This window comes from Mesorhizobium sp. M7A.F.Ca.US.011.01.1.1 (genome assembly GCF_003998295.1).
In the GTDB taxonomy this organism is placed as follows: domain Bacteria; phylum Pseudomonadota; class Alphaproteobacteria; order Rhizobiales; family Rhizobiaceae; genus Mesorhizobium.
Map to the genome: position 1 here is coordinate 1 of NZ_RZRT01000044.1, position 17,061 is coordinate 17,061.

At 60.2% G+C, this 17,061-nt stretch carries 15 protein-coding genes and 2 pseudogenes; 7 read left to right on the forward strand and 10 right to left on the reverse strand.

The window, feature by feature from the left end; genetic code table 11:
• From EOA13_RS38060 to EOA13_RS27880, 7 genes and pseudogenes are all read left to right on the forward strand, one after another.
• Positions 1 to 450, forward strand: a pseudogene (locus EOA13_RS38060) (shikimate dehydrogenase); the annotation flags it as partial.
• A gap of 19 nt (positions 451 to 469) precedes the next feature.
• Positions 470 to 1,456: a TRAP transporter substrate-binding protein DctP gene (gene dctP, locus EOA13_RS27855; RefSeq protein ID WP_127296746.1), complete on the forward strand. Its 987-nt coding sequence runs from the start codon at positions 470 to 472 to the stop codon at positions 1,454 to 1,456.
• A gap of 76 nt (positions 1,457 to 1,532) precedes the next feature.
• Positions 1,533 to 2,051, forward strand: coding sequence for a TRAP transporter small permease subunit (locus EOA13_RS27860; protein WP_245490505.1), 519 nt, complete (start codon positions 1,533 to 1,535; stop codon positions 2,049 to 2,051).
• Positions 2,048 to 3,349 (forward strand): TRAP transporter large permease, encoded by a 1,302-nt coding sequence (locus EOA13_RS27865; RefSeq protein ID WP_127296748.1) that lies wholly within the window; start codon positions 2,048 to 2,050, stop codon positions 3,347 to 3,349. The genes EOA13_RS27860 and EOA13_RS27865 overlap by 4 nt, the downstream gene beginning before the upstream one ends.
• Before the next feature lie 20 nt (positions 3,350 to 3,369).
• Entirely contained in the window at positions 3,370 to 3,804 is a 435-nt protein-coding gene (locus EOA13_RS27870) for a type II 3-dehydroquinate dehydratase (RefSeq protein ID WP_127296749.1), read from the forward strand.
• 71 nt (positions 3,805 to 3,875) lie between these two features.
• Complete coding sequence (locus EOA13_RS27875) at positions 3,876 to 4,709, forward strand: cyclase family protein (protein WP_127296750.1); 834 nt, start codon at positions 3,876 to 3,878, stop codon at positions 4,707 to 4,709.
• 82 nt (positions 4,710 to 4,791) lie between these two features.
• On the forward strand, positions 4,792 to 6,675 hold the full coding sequence (locus EOA13_RS27880) for a sugar phosphate isomerase/epimerase and 4-hydroxyphenylpyruvate domain-containing protein (RefSeq protein WP_127296751.1): 1,884 nt from the start codon (positions 4,792 to 4,794) through the stop codon (positions 6,673 to 6,675).
• Between the two features lie 447 nt (positions 6,676 to 7,122).
• Here the strand turns inward: EOA13_RS27880 and EOA13_RS27890 are convergent, their stop codons facing one another.
• From EOA13_RS27890 to EOA13_RS27935, 10 genes and pseudogenes are all read right to left on the reverse strand, one after another.
• The gene (locus tag EOA13_RS27890; protein WP_127296753.1) at positions 7,123 to 8,316 is read right to left on the reverse strand and encodes an IS91 family transposase; all 1,194 of its coding nucleotides are present in this window, start codon (positions 8,314 to 8,316) and stop codon (positions 7,123 to 7,125) included.
• Positions 8,317 to 8,319: 3 nt separating this feature from the next.
• Positions 8,320 to 9,225, reverse strand: a complete 906-nt coding sequence (locus tag EOA13_RS27895) for a site-specific integrase (RefSeq protein ID WP_031203396.1) — start codon at positions 9,223 to 9,225, stop codon at positions 8,320 to 8,322.
• Between the two features lie 385 nt (positions 9,226 to 9,610).
• Positions 9,611 to 9,910, reverse strand: a complete 300-nt coding sequence (locus EOA13_RS27900) for a MurR/RpiR family transcriptional regulator (protein ID WP_127296754.1) — start codon at positions 9,908 to 9,910, stop codon at positions 9,611 to 9,613.
• Positions 9,911 to 10,209: 299 nt separating this feature from the next.
• Positions 10,210 to 11,210, reverse strand: a pseudogene (gene iolG, locus EOA13_RS27905) (inositol 2-dehydrogenase).
• Between the two features lie 37 nt (positions 11,211 to 11,247).
• Positions 11,248 to 12,021 (reverse strand): TIM barrel protein, encoded by a 774-nt coding sequence (locus EOA13_RS27910; RefSeq protein WP_127296755.1) that lies wholly within the window; start codon positions 12,019 to 12,021, stop codon positions 11,248 to 11,250.
• Between the two features lies 1 nt (position 12,022).
• The gene (locus tag EOA13_RS27915; RefSeq protein ID WP_127296756.1) at positions 12,023 to 12,982 is read right to left on the reverse strand and encodes a sugar phosphate isomerase/epimerase; all 960 of its coding nucleotides are present in this window, start codon (positions 12,980 to 12,982) and stop codon (positions 12,023 to 12,025) included.
• The gene (locus EOA13_RS27920) at positions 12,979 to 13,980 is read right to left on the reverse strand and encodes a Gfo/Idh/MocA family oxidoreductase (protein ID WP_206535323.1); all 1,002 of its coding nucleotides are present in this window, start codon (positions 13,978 to 13,980) and stop codon (positions 12,979 to 12,981) included. The genes EOA13_RS27915 and EOA13_RS27920 overlap by 4 nt, the downstream gene beginning before the upstream one ends.
• 89 nt (positions 13,981 to 14,069) lie before the next feature.
• Positions 14,070 to 14,894: an ATP-binding cassette domain-containing protein gene (locus tag EOA13_RS27925; RefSeq protein ID WP_127296758.1), complete on the reverse strand. Its 825-nt coding sequence runs from the start codon at positions 14,892 to 14,894 to the stop codon at positions 14,070 to 14,072.
• Between the two features lie 11 nt (positions 14,895 to 14,905).
• Positions 14,906 to 15,961 (reverse strand): ABC transporter permease, encoded by a 1,056-nt coding sequence (locus EOA13_RS27930; RefSeq protein ID WP_127296759.1) that lies wholly within the window; start codon positions 15,959 to 15,961, stop codon positions 14,906 to 14,908.
• A 98-nt stretch (positions 15,962 to 16,059) separates the two neighbouring features.
• Positions 16,060 to 17,025: a substrate-binding domain-containing protein gene (locus tag EOA13_RS27935; protein WP_127296760.1), complete on the reverse strand. Its 966-nt coding sequence runs from the start codon at positions 17,023 to 17,025 to the stop codon at positions 16,060 to 16,062.
• Positions 17,026 to 17,061: the final 36 nt, after the last annotated feature.

Here is a 17,061-nt window from a genome sequence, read left to right on the forward strand (position 1 = left end):
TTGTTGGAAAGCGGCGTCGAGACGCTGCTGGTAACCGACTTGCAGGCCGATCGGGCCGAAGCGCTGGCGTCGCGGCTCAGGTCGGCCGGCGGCACGCAAAAGGTGGAGGTCGTCTCGGACCTCGCTGCGGCCTCGGCTCGCGCAGACGGCATCGTCAACGCGACGCCGGTCGGGATGGCAAAGTTGCCCGGCATGCCGATCGCCGCCGATCTGTTGCGACGTGAGTGCTGGGTCGCCGACATCGTCTACCTCCCGCTCGAAACGGAACTGCTCAGGGAGGCACGGCAACGGGGTTGCCGCACGCTCAGTGGCGAGGGAATGGCCGTTTTCCAAGCCGTGCGGGCCTTTGAACTTTTCACCGGGCTTGCGCCCGATGTTGAACGGATGAAGGCGGCGTTTGCCGCCTTTGGGAGCGTCCGTGACCCAGCCGACAAAGGACTTGGACAATAGCCAATAGGGAGGAAAGAACATGACTTTCAATGCCACACGCCGGGAAATCCTGGTCGGGGCGGGCGTGCTCGCCACGACGGCAGCCTTTCCGGCACTCGCCCAGGACAAGCCGAAACTGCGCTTCTCGGCCGTATTCTCCGAACAGGACATCCGCGCCGACATGATGAAAATGTTCGCCGACTCGATCAAGGACGACTTCGTCTTCGAGGGCTACTACGGTGGCAATCTGTTCAAGCAGGGCACTGAGCTCGTCGCCCTGCAGCGCGGCAATCTCGAGATGGGCAACATCGCACCGCAGGATATCTCCAAGCAGATCCCGGCATGGTCGATCGTCACCGCCGCCTATTTGTTTCGCGACGCCGCGCATCTGAAAACCTTCTTCGCCGGCGATCTCGGCGCAGAGATGAAGAAGATGACCGAGGACCAGCTTGGCGTGCGCGTGCTGGGGCCGACCTATTTCGGCGCCCGGCAGATCGGCCTCAAGCCGGACAAGAAGATCACCACGCCGGCCGACATGGCGGGCATCAAGCTGCGGATGCCGGGTGGCGATGCCTGGCAGTTCCTTGGCTCTGCGCTCGGCGCCAATCCCGTCGCGATGGCCTACGCCGAGGTCTATACCGGGCTGCAAACCGGAGCGATCGATGGCCAGGACAATCCGCTACCGAACGTTGAGAACATGAAGTTCTACGAGGTCATGTCGCAGATCGTGCTGACCTCGCACCTGGTCGGCTTCGATCTGCTGACCGTGTCGAAGAAGGTGTGGGATGACATGGGCGCCGACAAGCAGGCGAAGTTCCAGGCCGCCGCTGACGGCGCCATCGAATTCAGCACGCAAAAGCACCTTGCGCGCGAGAAGGAGCTGGTCGAGCTGTTCAAGGGTAAGGGCCTCAAGCTCTACGAGCCCGATATCGCTGCGTTCCGCAAATACGCTCAGGAGAAATACCTGTCGTCGGACCTCGCCAAGGACTGGCCGGTCGGCATGGTCGACAAGATCAACGCGCTCTAAGCTGGAGGCGCGGCGGGCATTGCTTGGGCCGCGCCTCCTCACTCCAGAAATGGCTTTCATAGGCGGAGAAACCCGCGTGACACCTTCGCTCCGAAACCTTGGCCGCTGGCTATACCGGCGCGCCGAGAACGTCCTCGCCGTCATGCTGGCGGCAATGTTCGCGGCCTTCCTGCTGCAGATCGTCTTCCGCTACCTGCTCAACATGCCGATCGGCTGGACCAACGAGATCAGCGTGATCCTGTGGATCTGGCTGGTGCTGTGGGGTGCGGCCTTCGTTGTCCGCGAGGAGGAGGAGATCCGCTTCGACCTCTTCTACGCCTCGGCCCCACCGCGCGTTCGCCGCATCATGTTCCTCATCGCGGCCGCATCGCTGATCGGGCTCTACACGATTTCGTTTCCTGCCGTGCTCGACTACGTGACGTTCATGAAGGTCGAAAAGACCGCCTATCTGAAGATCCGTTTCGACTGGCTGTTCTCGATCTACATCATATTCGTCGTGGCAATCATTCTCCGCTACCTCTGGCTGTCCTGGCAGGCCGTGTTCGGCAAGGCGCCGAAGGAGTTCGATCCTACCAAGGCGGGGTCGGGCGTATGAATCTCGCCAGTCCATTCTCGATCTCGGTCGTCGCGATCACCGCGCTTGCCTTCCTCGGGCTGCCGATAGGGCACTCGATGATCGCCGGCTCGATCCTCTATCTGCTGCTGGCAGGGCTGGATATGGGAACGGCGGCCGAGCAGCTCCTGAACGCGATGTACAACAACTACATCATCCTCGCCGTGCCGCTGTTCATCCTGGCCGCGGAACTGATGAACATCGGCTCGATGACCGAGCGCCTGCTGCGCTTCTGCGATGCCGTGGTCGGCCGGTTCCGGGGCGGCCTTGCCTATGTCAACGTCGTCCAGAGCATCATCTTTGCGGGCATGTCGGGGTCGGCCATCGCCGATGCTGCCGGCACCGGCAAGATGATGCAGATGATGATGACCAAGGACGGCAAGTACACGCCAAGCTACGCCGCGGCGCTGACGGCCGCGACCGCGGTCATCGGCCCGATCATCCCGCCGTCGATCCCCATGGTCATCTATGCGCTCGTCTCCGATGCCTCGATCGGTTACCTGTTCCTCGGCGGCGTTATCCCCGGCCTGCTGATGGCGGCTGCGCAGATGGGGATCGTGGCCTATCAGGCGCGGCGCAACAACTTTCCGGTCGAGGCGCCGACACCGCTGCGCGAACTGCCGGGCATTACCTGGCGTGCCTTCCCCTCGCTCATGATGCCGGTCGTCCTGCTCGGAGGCATCTACTCCGGCGTCACCACGCCGACCGAAGCGGCGGCCGTGGCCGCGGCCTATGCCCTGGTCATCTCTGTCGTGCTCTACCGCAGTGTCAGCTTCGCCGACTTCTACCAGTCCGTGCTGGCCAGCGCGCGCACCTCGGCCTCGATCGGCATGCTGATCGCCGGCGCGCTGGTCTTCAATTATGTGGTCACCGTCGAGAACATCCCGGAATCGATCAAGGCCATTCTCACAAGCTGGGACCTGTCGCCCACCGGCTTCCTGATCCTCGTCAATATCCTGCTGCTGCTGCTCGGCTGCGTGCTTGAAGGCACCACGATTCTTCTCGTGATCGTGCCCGTCCTCATCCCGACGGCGCGGGCACTCGGCATCGACATGGTGCATTTCGGCGTGATGGTGGTGGTCAACATCATGCTCGGCCTGGTGACGCCGCCATACGGTCTGCTGCTGTTCATCATGACGAGGATCGCCGAAGTGCCGCTGAAGGATATCGTCCGCGACGTGCTTCCGTTCCTGTGGGCGATGATCGCTTCGCTGGCTCTCATCACTTTTTTCCCGGAACTCGTGCTCTGGCTGCCCCGGCTGTTGGGTTACCAAGGCTGATCGAAGACAAAGGAGCCGTCATGGTGAAGCCAATCTACGTGATCAACGGCCCGAACCTGAACCGGCTCGGCAAGCGCGAGCCGGAAATCTACGGCATGACGACGCTGGCCGAGATCGAGGCCATCTGCCGCGATGCGGCCGGCGACACGCCCGTCCGTTTCCACCAGTCGAACAGCGAAGGCCAGATCATCGACTGGATCCACGAAGCGATCGACGAGGGAGCCGGGATCGTCATCAACCCGGCGGGCTTCTCCTTCACGTCGGTTGCGATCCTCGACGCCCTTAAAATGTTTCCCGGTCCGATCGTCGAACTCCACATCTCGAACATTCACAAGCGCGAGGAGATTTACCACCGATCGCTTGTGTCGAAGATCGCGACCGCGGTCATCGCCGGCCTCGGGCCTCGGGGATACGCCACAGCCGTCAAATCGTTGAGGGAGTTGGCCGACGAATAATGACGGTCGGCGATCTCGCCAGGCACGTCGCTTCTAGTTTTGACAGGAGTTAACAGGGAAGGGAAAGCCACATGTGTCCTCCAGGATGCCTTCATTCGATCTGCGAAAACGCCACCCGCAGAGGACTGCTGAAAGCCGGATTTACGCTTGGCCTTGGCGCGGCAGCGGCAGCCACGCTTCCAACCGTGCCGCGAGCCCAGGCGGCGGCGACGAGTTTTACCGACACGGTCGACCTCTCTCACGCGCTCTATGAAGGGTTTCCGACCTTCAGCGGCGAGAAATGGTTCACCGTCGAGCATCTCGTCACCTTCGCCAAGGACAAGGTGAACCTCAATCGTTGGACGATCGTCGAGCACAGCGGCACTCACATGGACGCGCCTATCCACTTCTCCGCCGACGGTTTGACGGCCGACATGATCCCGATCTCGGATCTGATCGTCCCTGTCGCCGTCATCAACATTGCGGCGCGCGCCGCCGAGAACGCGGACACATCGCTCACGCCCGATGACATCAAGGCGTGGGAGTCAAAGAACGGGCCACTCCCGGAAGGCTGTTGCGTGGTGATGAACTCCGGATGGCACAAGCTGGTCGGCGACCCGAAGTTCACCGGCAACGACAATGAGAAGAGAAATCACACCCCCGGTTTTCATGTCGAGACCGCGCAGTTTCTGATTGGCGAGCGAAAGGTGAAAGGGATCGGCGTCGACACGCTTTCACTGGACACAGGGCTTAGTTCGGGCGGGGCGTTTCCCGTCCACTACGAATGGTTGGGCAGCGGGCGTTGGGGCGTGGAATGCCTGGCGAACCTCGACGCAATCCCCGAATCCGGAGCGCGTCTCTTCCTCGGGATTCCCAAGGTGAAAGGCGCGACCGGCGGGCCCACCCGCGTCATCGCGCTTCTTTGATGCAACCAGGTACGCCCGTTCACAGATGCTGTCTGCCCCTTGGACTTGGCCAAGTCCAAGGGGCATGGCTTGGACCTCAGCGATGAAAACCTCGATCGCCACCGTATCGATCAGCGGTGACCTCCGCGAGAAGCTTGCGGCCATCGCCGCGGCCGGCTTCGACGGCGTGGAGATATTCGAGAATGACTTTCTTGCCTTCGACGGCAGCCCCGCCGAAGTCGGGCGGATGATCAGGGATCATGGCCTGGAGATCACACTTTTCCAGCCTTTCCGCGATTTCGAGGGAATGCCCGAACCGCAACGTTCGCGCGCCTTCGACCGGGCGGAGCGCAAGTTCGACCTGATGCAGGAACTCGGTACGGACCTGATGCTCGTGTGTTCCAACGTCTCGCCTCTGGCGCTGGGCGGCATCGACCGTGCCGCCGACGATTTCCGCGAACTCGGCGAACGGGCAGGACGGCGCGCCCTTCGCGTCGGCTACGAGGCGCTGGCCTGGGGGAGGCATACCAGCGACCATCGCGACGCATGGGAGATTGTCAGGCGGGCCAACCATCCCAACATCGGACTGATCCTCGACTCCTTCCACACCTTGGCCCGACGGGTGGAGTTGGAGACGATCCGCGCCATCCCCGGCGATCGCATCTTCATCGTCCAGCTTGCCGATGCTCCGCTGATCGACATGGACCTGCTGTACTGGAGCCGCCATTTCCGCAACATGCCGGGCGAAGGTGACCTGCCGGTGGTCGACTTCATGCGAGCGGTCGCGGCAACCGGTTACGATGGGCCGTTGTCGCTCGAAATATTCAACGACCAGTTCCGCGGTGGATCGCCCAGGTCTATCGCGGTCGATGGCCACAGGTCCCTGGTCTACCTCATGGACCAGGTTGCGCGCGCCGAGCCGGACATCGCGATCGACGTGCCGGCCTTGCCGGAACGGGTCGCGGTCAGCGGCATCGAGTTCGTCGAGTTCGCCGCCAACGAGACCGAGGCTGAAGAGTTGGTGCTGCTGCTGCGTGCCATGGGCTTCTCGCTGGTCGGCCGCCACAAGAACAAGGATGTGGTGTTGCTTCGCCAAGGCGCCATCAACATTGTCGTCAACACCGAAAAAGAAGGGTTGGCGCACTCCTCGTACCTCGTTCACGGCGCTTCCGCCTATGCGTTCGGACTGAAGGTCGACGATGCGGCCGCAACCGTGGCCCGCGCTCGTGCATTGGGCGCCGAGCCTTTTGAACAACGCCATGGTCCCGATGAGCTGGCGATACCGGCGATACGGGGGGTCGGAGGCGGCGTGATCTACTTCATCGACGGCAGGAGCGAGTTGGCAAAAGTCTGGGAGATTGAATTCGAACCGGTCAACGACGCAGGCGACGATGCCGGGCTGATGGCAATCGACCACCTCGCTCAATCAATGAACTATGAGGAGATGCTGACCTGGCTGCTTTTTTACACATCGATCTTCAGGACGACAAAATTGCCCATGGTGGATGTTATCGATCCGGCCGGTGTCGTACGCAGCCAGGTCGTGGAGAGCGATGATGGCGGGCTTCGGCTTACTTTGAACGGTGCGGAAAACCGCAGGACGCTGGCCGGCCATTTTATCGCTGAGAGCTTTGGCTCGGGCGTGCAGCATCTGGCCTTCTCCTGCCGCGATATCGTCCAGACCGCCGACCGCCTGACCGAGCTCGGCTTCAATGCGTTGGAGATTTCACCGAACTACTACGATGATCTCGAAGCACGTCTCGGGCTCGAACCGGAATTCACGAACCGGTTGCGGGCCCGAAACATCCTCTTCGATCGGGATGAGGGCGGTGACTATTTCCAGCTCTACAGCCAGACCTACGGCGAAGGTTTCTTCTTCGAGATCGTCGAGCGCCACGGCTATCGAGGCTACGGGGCAGCCAATGCTCCGTTCCGCATTGCCGCCCAGAAGCGAACACTGCGGCCCATAGGCATGCCAAGGATCTAACCGTTCGACATCACCGAAAAGCGAAATGTTTACTCTGGGCACAAGCTGACTTGGCTCCTCTTTCGCTACTGGTGCATACGTGCCGCCTCGCCCTGTGCGCTCGGATGTCTGCTTTTGGGATGCTGCTAGGTCTGCTCAACGACCGACATGGTGAAGGGTTTCGGGTGCCGGCAGGCGTACGAAAGCCTCTCATGCAGGAACCCGCGGGCCACGAGGGTGGCTATGGGGATTTCGATTTACGGCTGATGTCGGCGATGTCGGGACCGCCGGAGGGAAGCGCCGCTATGGATGCTGCCAGGTCGCTTCGTCGCGTTTTCGCGGAGTGTTGTCGACCCGGCGCGCGACTGGACGTGTCCCCTTCGGCGTCGATGATCACCATGGACGCGCGTGGGTCCGTCGCCGAAGGCTGAGGGCCTGCGACTGAAGTCTGGACCATGCCATGCCGGGTCATGGGGAAGTCTCCCAGTTCGGTGCCGAAGTGTCCGGCGGTCCGCGCGGCGGCTTCCGGCGTTCGAACACTTCGATGATGATCATGCGTCCGCCGCAGCACGGGCACGCCGGGCGGAAGTCGTCCGGTTCGTTCGGGGTGTTCTCATCGGGCGGCGCAGCGACACTCAGCAGTTCGCGGGCACGTGCGAGGCTAGCCTTGCGGGCGGAGCCCGCGAGCAGGCCGTAGTGCCGGATGCGATGGAAGCCGCGCGGAAGGACATGGAGCAGGAAGCGGCGGATGAACTCGTCGGTCGCGAGCGTCATGACCTTCTGCCGATCGGCGCCGTCGCGACGGTAGTCCCTGTAGCGGAAGGTGACGCCGCTCTCGTCGAAGGCGATCAGCCGGCGGTTCGAGATCGCGACCCGATGCGTGTAGCGCGACAGGTAGGCGAGCACCGCATCCGGCCCGGCAAACGGCGCCTTGGCGTAGACAACCCAGCGCTTCTTCCGGACGGCAGCAAGCTGGCGCAGGAAGGCGCGTCGCTCGGTGAAGTGCGCCATCGACCCGAAAAAGGTGAGACAGCCGGCGTCGTGCAGCGCGACCAGCCGGGTCAGGAACAGTCGGCGGAACAGCGCCCCAAGCACTCGCACCGGGAGCAGGAACGCCGGGCGCGACGAGACCCAGCGTTTCCCGTCCGGTGCGATGCCGCCGCCCGGCACGATCATGTGTACGTGCGGATGGTGGGTCATTGCCGAGCCCCATGTGTGGAGCACGGCGGTGATGCCGATGCGTGCGCCGAGATGCTTGGGATCGGCGGCGATCGTCAGCATCGTCTCCGATGCCGCCTTGAACAGCAGGTCGTAGACCAGCGCCTTGTTGTGGAAGGCAATGTCGGCGATCTCGGCGGGCAGCGTGAACACGACGTGAAAGTAGCCGACCGGTAGCAGGTCGGCCTCGCGCTCAGCCAGCCATGTCCGCGCGGCCGCGCCCTGGCACTTCGGGCAGTGCCGGTTGCGGCAGGAGTTATAGGCGATCCGCCATTGGCCGCAGTCCTCGCAGGCCTCGGCGTGACCGCCGAGCGCTGCGGTGCGGCAATGCTCGATCGCCGACATCACCTTGAACTGGATGAGGCTCAGGTGACCTGCATGGGCGGCCCGATAGGCGGGGCCGGCAGCACGGAAGATGTCGGCGACCTCGACAGAGGTGCGCACGGCTCAGCCGGGCGGCGTCTTGCCTTCCATCAGCGCCATCAGCCGGTCGAGCGGCCCTGCGACCGCATGGATCGTCCGCGTCGAGACCTTGGTGTAAAGCGCAGTCGTATCGAGCTTGCTGTGGCCAAGCAGCACCTGGATGACGCGGATGTCGACATCCTGTTCGAGCAGGTGGGTGGCGAAGCTGTGGCGCAGCGTGTGCGGGCTGACGCGTTTGCGGATGCCCGCGACTTCGGCTGCCTCCTGGACCGCCCGGTGCAATTGCCGCGACGAGATCGGCGCCGTGCAGCTGCGCCCCGGAAACAGCCAGCCATGCGGGAGCATCACCCCGCGCCGCCTGCCTTCGCGCCACCATAGCCGCAGCAGTTCAAGCAGTTGCGGTGAGAGCATCGCATTACGGTCCCTGCGGCCCTTGCCCTGCTCGACGCGGATCAGCATGCGCGTGCTATCGACATCGTCGACCTTGAGGTGTGCGACCTCGGACACGCGCAGGCCCGCGCCATAGGCGACGCCGAGTGCGGCCTTGTACTTGATGCCTGGTGCGGCTTCGAGCAGGCGCGCCGCTTCCTCCACGCTCAGCACGTCGGGGAGCTTGCGCTGATACCTCATGATCACCAGCGCACGCGCCAGATCTCGCCGCTTCAGCGTCACGAGGAACAGGAACCGCAAGGCTGAGACCGCGCCATTGATCGTCGCAGGGCCGACGCCGCTCTCATGCTGATGCAGCTGGAATCGACGGATGTCCTCAGCCGTCGCAGTGTGGGGCGAGCGGCCAAGGAACACAGCGAAGCGCCGGACGTGACGAACATAGTCCTGCTGGGTATGGGAGCCCAGGCCACGCATGAGCATGTCGTGCTGCATGCGCTGGCGAAGCGGAGAGATTGGTGCATCGGTCGACAGAGTAGCCATGGCGAGTTCCTCTCGTTGAAGGGAACTCCATGGTCAGATCGACGCCTCTACCCGCTCAAGGTCTATGAATATCGCGCCATCGCAGAACGAGGCGCCCCTCCCGCGGAGCGGGTTCGTGCATGAGGCGCGAACATGACCTCCAGCATTGTCAACCGCGATGTCCGCTTATGGGCTATGGCAAAGGTTGCCTCTATGACTGAGATTGAGGCGCAAAGCCGACGTTCAGCGAGCTAATCTTCTATTTCCGATTGGGTACCACTGCGAAAGTGAGCGATGCCCGCCTTGAAAGGGGTCGAACCAAGGACCGATCATCGGTTAGGTTCACGTTGGATAACGGTGATTTATGGAACCCATTTCATTTGTAGCGGTTATTGCGGCTTTCCTGTCAGCATAGGGTGTCCGCGGCTCGTATCGAAATCTCCCGGATGTGCTGACGGAAAACCTGTCGGAACTCCCTGAAGTTATCGAACCCGAGAGCAGTGGCCACTCTGACCGCGGTTGAGGGCGACACTCCGCATCGGTCCGCAAGCGATTGCGCGGTGCCGAATGCTACAATTTCCGGATGGGCGAGAGCCGTGCGTGCGACGCGCTCCTGTTGCTTTGGGAGGCTAAGCTTGGTTGCTACAATCATATCCTTTAGCTCGGGGATGGTCGTCGGGTTTCGAATGGGTTTTTCCGTGCTCATGATCGTGCTTCCGGTGCATGTTCGGCTATGACTTATTGGGAAGGGCCGTCGGAGGTTGACATCTAACCCCTGAACTTTGCCTGGATGGAACCACAGGCCTGCGCCATGTACTCTCTCGGAGGCGTCCGCAACATCGTTGAAGCTGATATCCTGCGGCCGGTACCTGTAGTTGCAGCAGCTCGTTGATCAACTCCTTCGCGTGCACCATCCTCCGGTAAATCAGTAGTATGCGGCGGCTCGATCCGAAGTTCGGGGCGCCGCTAGATCGGACAGGAGGAGGATTTTGCTTCTCCGAACGGTCAGCCAAGAACCTCTGCCAATTTCACGGGGGATCCGTTCTTTGCAGACTGGGTTGCAGCTTCCGCCATGGCGAGTGCTGCGACACCATCATCAAGGTTGACCGGCAGAGCCGAGCCTGTCTTCACGGCGTGACAAATGCTGCCCATTCCGCCGCATAGGCGGGCATGTAGCGTTCGAGGAAGAAATAGGTGGGCTTTGCGCCCGTGACACCGGAAATCGTGGACTTGACCAAGGTGTTTTCCAACATGTTCTGCGCCTGCAGCAGCCCTTCGGAGCCGAGAAGCTCCAGCCGCTGGTCATAACCATAGACGGCTCGGCGGCTGTTCTTGATCACGGCGATCCGGCCATCCGCATAGGCAAGGGTCACGACGGCGGTATCGACGTCGCCTGCCGCGCCAATTTCCGGATCGACAATCGATGTACCCACCGCCGAGACGGAAACCGGCGCTGTCCCCATAATGAAATTAGCCATGTCGAAATCATGAATCATCATGTCGCGGAAAAGACCACCCGAAACCTTGATATAGGCGATCGGCGGCGGCGCGGGGTCGAAAGAGGTGATCGAGAGCAGTTCCGTCTTGCCGATTTCACCATGGTCGGCTGCTGCCTTGAGAGCCGCAAAGTTGGGATCGAAACGGCGGTTGAAGCCGATCATCACCGGCTTGCCGGTAGCGGCGGCCACCTTCTGACAAGCCTGTGCCCTTGCAAGGCTGAGGTCGACAGGTTTTTCACAAAGCACGGCCTTGCCCGCTGCCGTCGCCCGCTCGATCAAGTCGGAATGGGTATTGGTGGAGGTGGCAATCAGCACGGCATTGATGGCGGGATCATTGAGGATCGCATCGGTCGAGCGGGCTTCGGCGCCATACTGAGCGGCGATCTTCTCAGCGGCGGCCTGATTGATGTCGGAGACAGCCGCAAGGCGGCTGCCGGGATTGGTGGAAATGGCGGTGGCATGGACGCCAGCAATACGGCCTGCGCCCAAAAGGCCGACGTTCAGGATGGTGGATGACACGGATGATCCTCTTAGGAAAACAACATCAAATAGTGAAAGCGGTGCGGAAGGCTTCGAGTGCAGCTTCCGGATCACCGGAGGCAAAGGCCTCCATACCGACCGGCCCCGCATAGTCCATGGATTTCAGGGCTTTTGCGACGCCATGCCAGTTCACTTCGCCCGTGCCCGGCTCGCAACGGCCGGGATTATCAGCCACCTGAACTTCCCCGATCCAGGGCAGGCAGGCCTCACACCAGCGGATAAGATCACCTTCACCGATCTGGGTATGGTAGAGATCGAGGTTAATTCGCAGTTGCGGGCGGTTGACGGCTGCAACGAGCGCAAGCACGTCTGCCGTCGAGCCGAAGGGGCAGCCGGGATGATCGATTGGGTTGAGGTTTTCCAACGTGAAGACCTGACCCTCGGCTTCTGCCAGATCGCAGATGCGGTTGAGTGTATCGCGAGCCCGCTGTTCCTTGCCCGGCGCGAAGGCACCGATCTTCGGGATCGGAATGCCCATGTCGCCAAGCCCTGTGCCATGCAGATTGAGGCGGTGGACACCGAGCCGCTTGCCGACCTTCGCCGTTTCCGTGGCAGACGCCAGAAGCATCTCACAACCTTCTGCATCGGCGAGCCGACCTTCGAGATAGCCATTCATGATAGTGAAGGTGGCACCGGTTTTTTCAAGCGCATCAAGATTCCAGGCGGGCCAGTTCCAAAGGCCGACGCCGAAGCCCATTTCCTTCAGGCGGCTTGCCCGCCATTCGATTGGTTTGTCGCGCCAGAGCATTTCGGCGCAAGCGGCAAGTTGGAAGCTCATCTTATATTTCCTGAAGTTTGAAATCGGCCGGTGCAACCGGCATGACACCCTTGAGAAGGGCCACGGATTTTTCGAGACCCTCAAGTGAGTTGAGAAGCACGTCCTCATGCTCGATTGAAAGCCAGCCGTCGTAGCCAGCCATCTTCAAGCGATAGCAAAACTGTCGCCACCACTCCTCACTGTGGCCGAAGCCGAGTGTGATGTATGACCAAGAGCGGGCTGGAATGTCGGTCAGGTTGCCGTTTTCGAGGAGGCTGGTCACTGCCTGTTTGGGCGCGTTCAGGAATGTGTCCTTGGCATGGACGTGATAGACGGCCTCCCCCAATGCCTCGGCTGCTATCAGCGGATCGGCCCCCATCCAGAAGAGGTGCGAGGGATCGAGGTTCGCGCCAACGATAGGGCCGACTTCTTGACGGAGTTTCAGGAGCGACGGCACGTTGTAGACGCACTGGTTGCCATGCAGTTCGAGCGCAATCCTTTCCACACCGCATTCATTTGCCAGCGCCACGATCTCAGTCCAGAACGGGAAGAGTTTTTCTTCCCACTGGTATTTGAGGATCGCCTGCGTTTCCGGCGGCCAGGAAGAGACGACCCAGTTTGGCATGGTATCGGACGGATTGCCCGCAGGCAGGCCAGACATGGTGCAGACCGTCTTGATGCCCAACTCGCCTGCGACCCGGATGGTGTTCTTCAGACCTTCGCCCTGAGCCGGATCGGTCGGGTGAAGCGGATTGCCATTGGCATTGAGGCTGATCACATCAAGCCCACGATCTGAAAAGCCCTTGAGGAAGTCCTTCTGCGCGACCGTGTTACCCAGCATGGATTTGAGATCGAAATGCGGTGCGGTCGACCAGCCGCAGGTGTTGACCTCAATACCGGAGACGCCCATGCGGGCAGCATTGTCGAGAAGGACATTGAGCGGCATGCGGCCGAGGCTGTCAGATACAAAACCCAGTTTCATGCGTAGAACTCCGGCTTGGAAATCATAGTGACGAGCTGCTTCTGCCCGGAAGCGAGTGCCGTTACGCCTGCCTCGGCGGCAACTGCTGCGGCATAGCCATCCCAGCAGCTTGATGCGATCTCGGGAAACACGTCTGTGTCGACGAAGCGTAGGAAGGCGCGGTTCTGGCGGCGATAGGCATCGAAATAGCGGGTCCGCCAATCGGCATCGTAGCCGGTGTGGACGCCAAGCGAGCGTTCGAGATGGGTATAAGCGACATGGCTCATGGAAATGCTCGCCTGCTCGCCCACGAGTTCGGCACGAACGTCGTAGCCGTACGCAGCGTTGTTGTTGATCTCGATGTTGACGAGCTGGCCATCGACGGTTTCGAGGACCATGAAGACGGGCGCGACGCGTCGATCAGAGCGCTTCGGCTGGAAGGCAGAGATCCTGGCATATTCGGTGCCAAGTACATGGCGCACGACGTCGAACTCATGCGGGGCAGAATTGGTGATTGCCATGGCACCGGTGAAGTCGGAGGCTGGCGTTTCCACATTGCGGTGGAAGTTGTGCATCATCAGGGCTCGGCCAAGCGTGCCATTTTCAATTGCCTCTTTCATCTCGACATAGGACTGGTCGTAGCGCCGCATGAAGCCGAGCTGGACGAACTTTTGACCAACTTCCTGTTCGGCCAGCATGATCGAGAGGCATTCGGCCGAGGACTGCGATAGGGGCTTTTCGCAGAGCACCTTCTTGCCCGCGTTGATACAGGCGAGTGACAGCGGCGCATGAGTGAAGTCCGGGCTCGCGACGATCACCGCATCCACATCGGCACGGGCTATCACGGCTTCCGGATTGGTTGCAACGTCTGCTGCACCGTGGGCATCGGCCACCTTGCGAGCGCGGACTTCATCCATGTCGCAGACCACCTGAAGGCTCGCGCCCGGCATTTCCTCCACGACGATCTTGGCGTGGTCAGCGCCCATCAGCCCTGCACCAATGACTGCTACACGCACCATTGGACAAACTCCTTCCATTCGGTTGGCACAAGAGCTCAACCGCTTCCATTCAACAAATTCCGCTACTTGGCGGCTATACCAATATTCAGTCAGTGAGCGGGCGGTGGCGGAAGACCGTCATGGGTCTCCATATACCCTTCAATTGAGGCTTCGAGACTGGCCATGGATTCACCACCGGCCATCAGATCAGCGATCTGCTCGCGTGTCTTTTCCCCCTTGCGGAAGTCAGCCGCAATTGCACCACGAATGAGCACTGCGAAGTGATCGCCCACTGCCATGGCATGCATCACCTGATGGGTGATGAAAATGACCGCGAGGCCACGACGCTTGGCCTCATTGACGATACGCAGTACGTGAGCAGCCTGCTTGACGCCGAGGGCTGCCGTCGGCTCGTCGAGAATGAGAACACGGGCTCCGAAATAGACAGCACGGGCGATCGCGAGCGACTGGCGCTCTCCTCCGGAAAGGCCACCGACCAAACGATCCCCGTCGGTGATGCGTGTGATCCCCATTTTCTGAACCTCTGCAACTGCCACTCGGTTGGCAGTTTTACGGTCGAAATACTTGAACGGTCCCCAACCCTTTGTCAGCTCCGAACCCATGAAAAAGTTGCGTCCTATGGACATCAATGGATATGTTCCACCGAATTGGTGAACCGTAGCTATCCCGCGTTCCTGAGCCTCACGGGGACTGGAGAAAAGTGCGGGCTGACCATCCATCAGAATTTCGCCACGCGTCGGCTGATAGACGCCAGACAGCGTTTTGATGAGCGTCGACTTACCCGCGCCGTTGTCGCCAAGCAGGCAGAGCACTTCGCCTTCACCCACCTTGAGGCTGATATCGTTCAGAACATCAATATGGCCAAACGATTTGTCGACGTTTCGAAATTCGAGAACGGGTTTCTTATCGGACATTGTCGCTCTCCCTATTTCTTCCTGGACGTCGACCAGCTGGTGGCCAAATGACGAAACGTGTCGTTGAGCAGGACAGCGATCAAAAGCATGACACCGATGATTAGGAAGGACAGGTTTCTGTCGATCTCCGTGAAACCAATAGCTTGGGTAACAATCGAAAGGGTGAGCACCCCGAAGACAATGCCCATTACAGTACCAAAACCACCCGTGAGGAGAACGCCACCTACGACCACGGCGATAATGGTGTTGAAGATTAGGCCAAAATTGGCCTGAGACGTTGCGGAGCTGAATGTCATCACCTGAAGGACACCAGCAAAGGCCGCCGATATCGAACACAACATGAAGAGTGCAATCTTCATCCTGGTTACAGGAATACCTGCGTTTCTCGCGCTTTCTTGGTCTCCACCAAGAGCGAAGACCCAGCTTCCCTTGGGAGAGTAATGCAGAAAGAAGACGAATGCTGCGATAAGCCCGCCCCACCAGAAGACGGACGAATTGAAGCCATACACCTTCCCGCCGAAGAGCGATTTTGCCCAATCTGGCGCGTGATAGAAGGAATTGGTGTTGTTGATGAAGAAGATCGACAGGTAGAGCGTGATACCTGCCACTGCAAAGAGCGTCGCCAATGTCACGATGAACGACGGCACGCGCGTGTGAGTTACGATGTATCCATTGATGAAGCCGATCAGTGCACCGATGGCAAGCGCTGCAGCTACACCGGCAAGCACAGGCATCTGATAGTGCTCGCAGACAATCGCAACTGTCATCGTGGACGCGGGAACTACAGCACCGGTTGAAATATCGAGTTCCCCGGCAATCATCAGGAACCCGACCGGAATTGCAATCATTCCTATGAGTGAGGCGAAGTTCACCCACGTCGTTACACCAGCTATGGACAAAAAGTTGCGGCTATATCCGAACATCGCAAAAAGGATGAATACAGCCACGAAACCCATGAAAGCACCGGCGGCAGGGGTGCGAAAAAAGGCCTTAATGGATGAAATGGCCGATTCACTCTCGACGGCGGGCGTTTCAACGGTGCTGGTTCTTAGGTTTGTGGCGGTCATGGAAGCAAAATCCTCAGTTAGCGCAGACGAAGCTACATAGAGGGAGCATAGATGAGACCCGGCCCGGTTAGCGGCCAGGTCTCAGCCTCGGGCCAGCCTCAACGTGCGCCGAGTTTGACGCCTTCGATTGCCGAAGCAACATTGGTCTTGTCGACAATCGCCGGGCCAGTCAGAACCGGCTTCGTTGCAATCGCAGTGCCGAACTTCAGGTTTGCAAACAGCATGGAGGTTGCGAGGAACCCCTGCAGATAAGGCTGCTGGTCGATTGCGAAGGTCTGGGTGCCCTTCGAAATGCGATCCAGAACCGAGGCGGACATATCGAAGGTGCCAAGCTCAATCTTGCCGGTCTTGCTCTGCTGTTCGATGGAGCTAGCCGCAGCGTCTGCAGCCCATGCAGCGAGCGTGATGACGGCGTCAATGGACGGATCGGCGATCAGCTCGGATTTGATTGCTTCAGAGGTGCCATTCATGTCCTGGTCAAGGTTAGCAGGAACACGGAGGATGAAGGTGTCTGCGCCAGCCTTCTTCGCACCGTCTTGAACGCCCTTGCAGCGGGTCTCGAGATTTACGGCACCTGGGTTCTGGATGTGGCAGAGGATTTTCTTTGCACCATGAGAAGCGAGATACTTGCCACCCTCAACACCTGCCAGATATTCGTCCGACCCGAAATAGTTTAGCGAGCCGTAATTATCCATCTCACTCTGGCCAGCGTTGAAGGAGATGATCACCACGCCCTTGTCCCGCGCAGCCTTGAGGGCAGGCGTCTCGGATTCTGGCAGCCAGTTCGGGATAGCAATACCTTTAGCACCCTGGGCTACAGCCTGTTCGATTAGCGAAGCGAGGTCCGGGCCGAAGTTGTCATAGTTTTGGGTCTGCATGAAATTGACGGAGCCGCCATTTGCCTTGACCATCAGCGAAGCATCATCGACGCCCTTCTTGACCATGTTCCAGAAGCCATCTTGGGCCGAACCCACGATGACGGCGATATCCGTGTCACCCGCATGAGCGCTGGATGCCAGCATGAATGCCATGGCTGCGGTGGCGATTTTCTTGGTGAACGACATGTCAAATTCCTCCTCAGGTTAAAGCCGCGTGGCTGC

Bases quoted from the DNA above. Each gene is read 5' to 3' on its own strand.
- dctP (WP_127296746.1), top strand. From the start codon at position 470: ATGACTTTCAATGCCACACGCCGGGAAATCCTGGTCGGGGCGGGCGTG.
- EOA13_RS27930 (WP_127296759.1), bottom strand. From the start codon at position 15,961: ATGACCGCCACAAACCTAAGAACCAGCACCGTTGAAACGCCCGCCGTC.
- EOA13_RS27915 (WP_127296756.1), bottom strand. From the start codon at position 12,982: ATGAAACTGGGTTTTGTATCTGACAGCCTCGGCCGCATGCCGCTCAAT.
- EOA13_RS27935 (WP_127296760.1), bottom strand. From the start codon at position 17,025: ATGTCGTTCACCAAGAAAATCGCCACCGCAGCCATGGCATTCATGCTG.
- EOA13_RS27910 (WP_127296755.1), bottom strand. From the start codon at position 12,021: ATGAGCTTCCAACTTGCCGCTTGCGCCGAAATGCTCTGGCGCGACAAA.
- EOA13_RS27920 (WP_206535323.1), bottom strand. From the start codon at position 13,980: ATGGTGCGTGTAGCAGTCATTGGTGCAGGGCTGATGGGCGCTGACCAC.
- EOA13_RS27865 (WP_127296748.1), top strand. From the start codon at position 2,048: ATGAATCTCGCCAGTCCATTCTCGATCTCGGTCGTCGCGATCACCGCG.
- EOA13_RS27875 (WP_127296750.1), top strand. From the start codon at position 3,876: ATGTGTCCTCCAGGATGCCTTCATTCGATCTGCGAAAACGCCACCCGC.
- EOA13_RS27900 (WP_127296754.1), bottom strand. From the start codon at position 9,910: ATGAGCACGGAAAAACCCATTCGAAACCCGACGACCATCCCCGAGCTA.
- EOA13_RS27925 (WP_127296758.1), bottom strand. From the start codon at position 14,894: ATGTCCGATAAGAAACCCGTTCTCGAATTTCGAAACGTCGACAAATCG.
- EOA13_RS27895 (WP_031203396.1), bottom strand. From the start codon at position 9,225: ATGGCTACTCTGTCGACCGATGCACCAATCTCTCCGCTTCGCCAGCGC.
- EOA13_RS27870 (WP_127296749.1), top strand. From the start codon at position 3,370: ATGGTGAAGCCAATCTACGTGATCAACGGCCCGAACCTGAACCGGCTC.
- EOA13_RS27880 (WP_127296751.1), top strand. From the start codon at position 4,792: ATGAAAACCTCGATCGCCACCGTATCGATCAGCGGTGACCTCCGCGAG.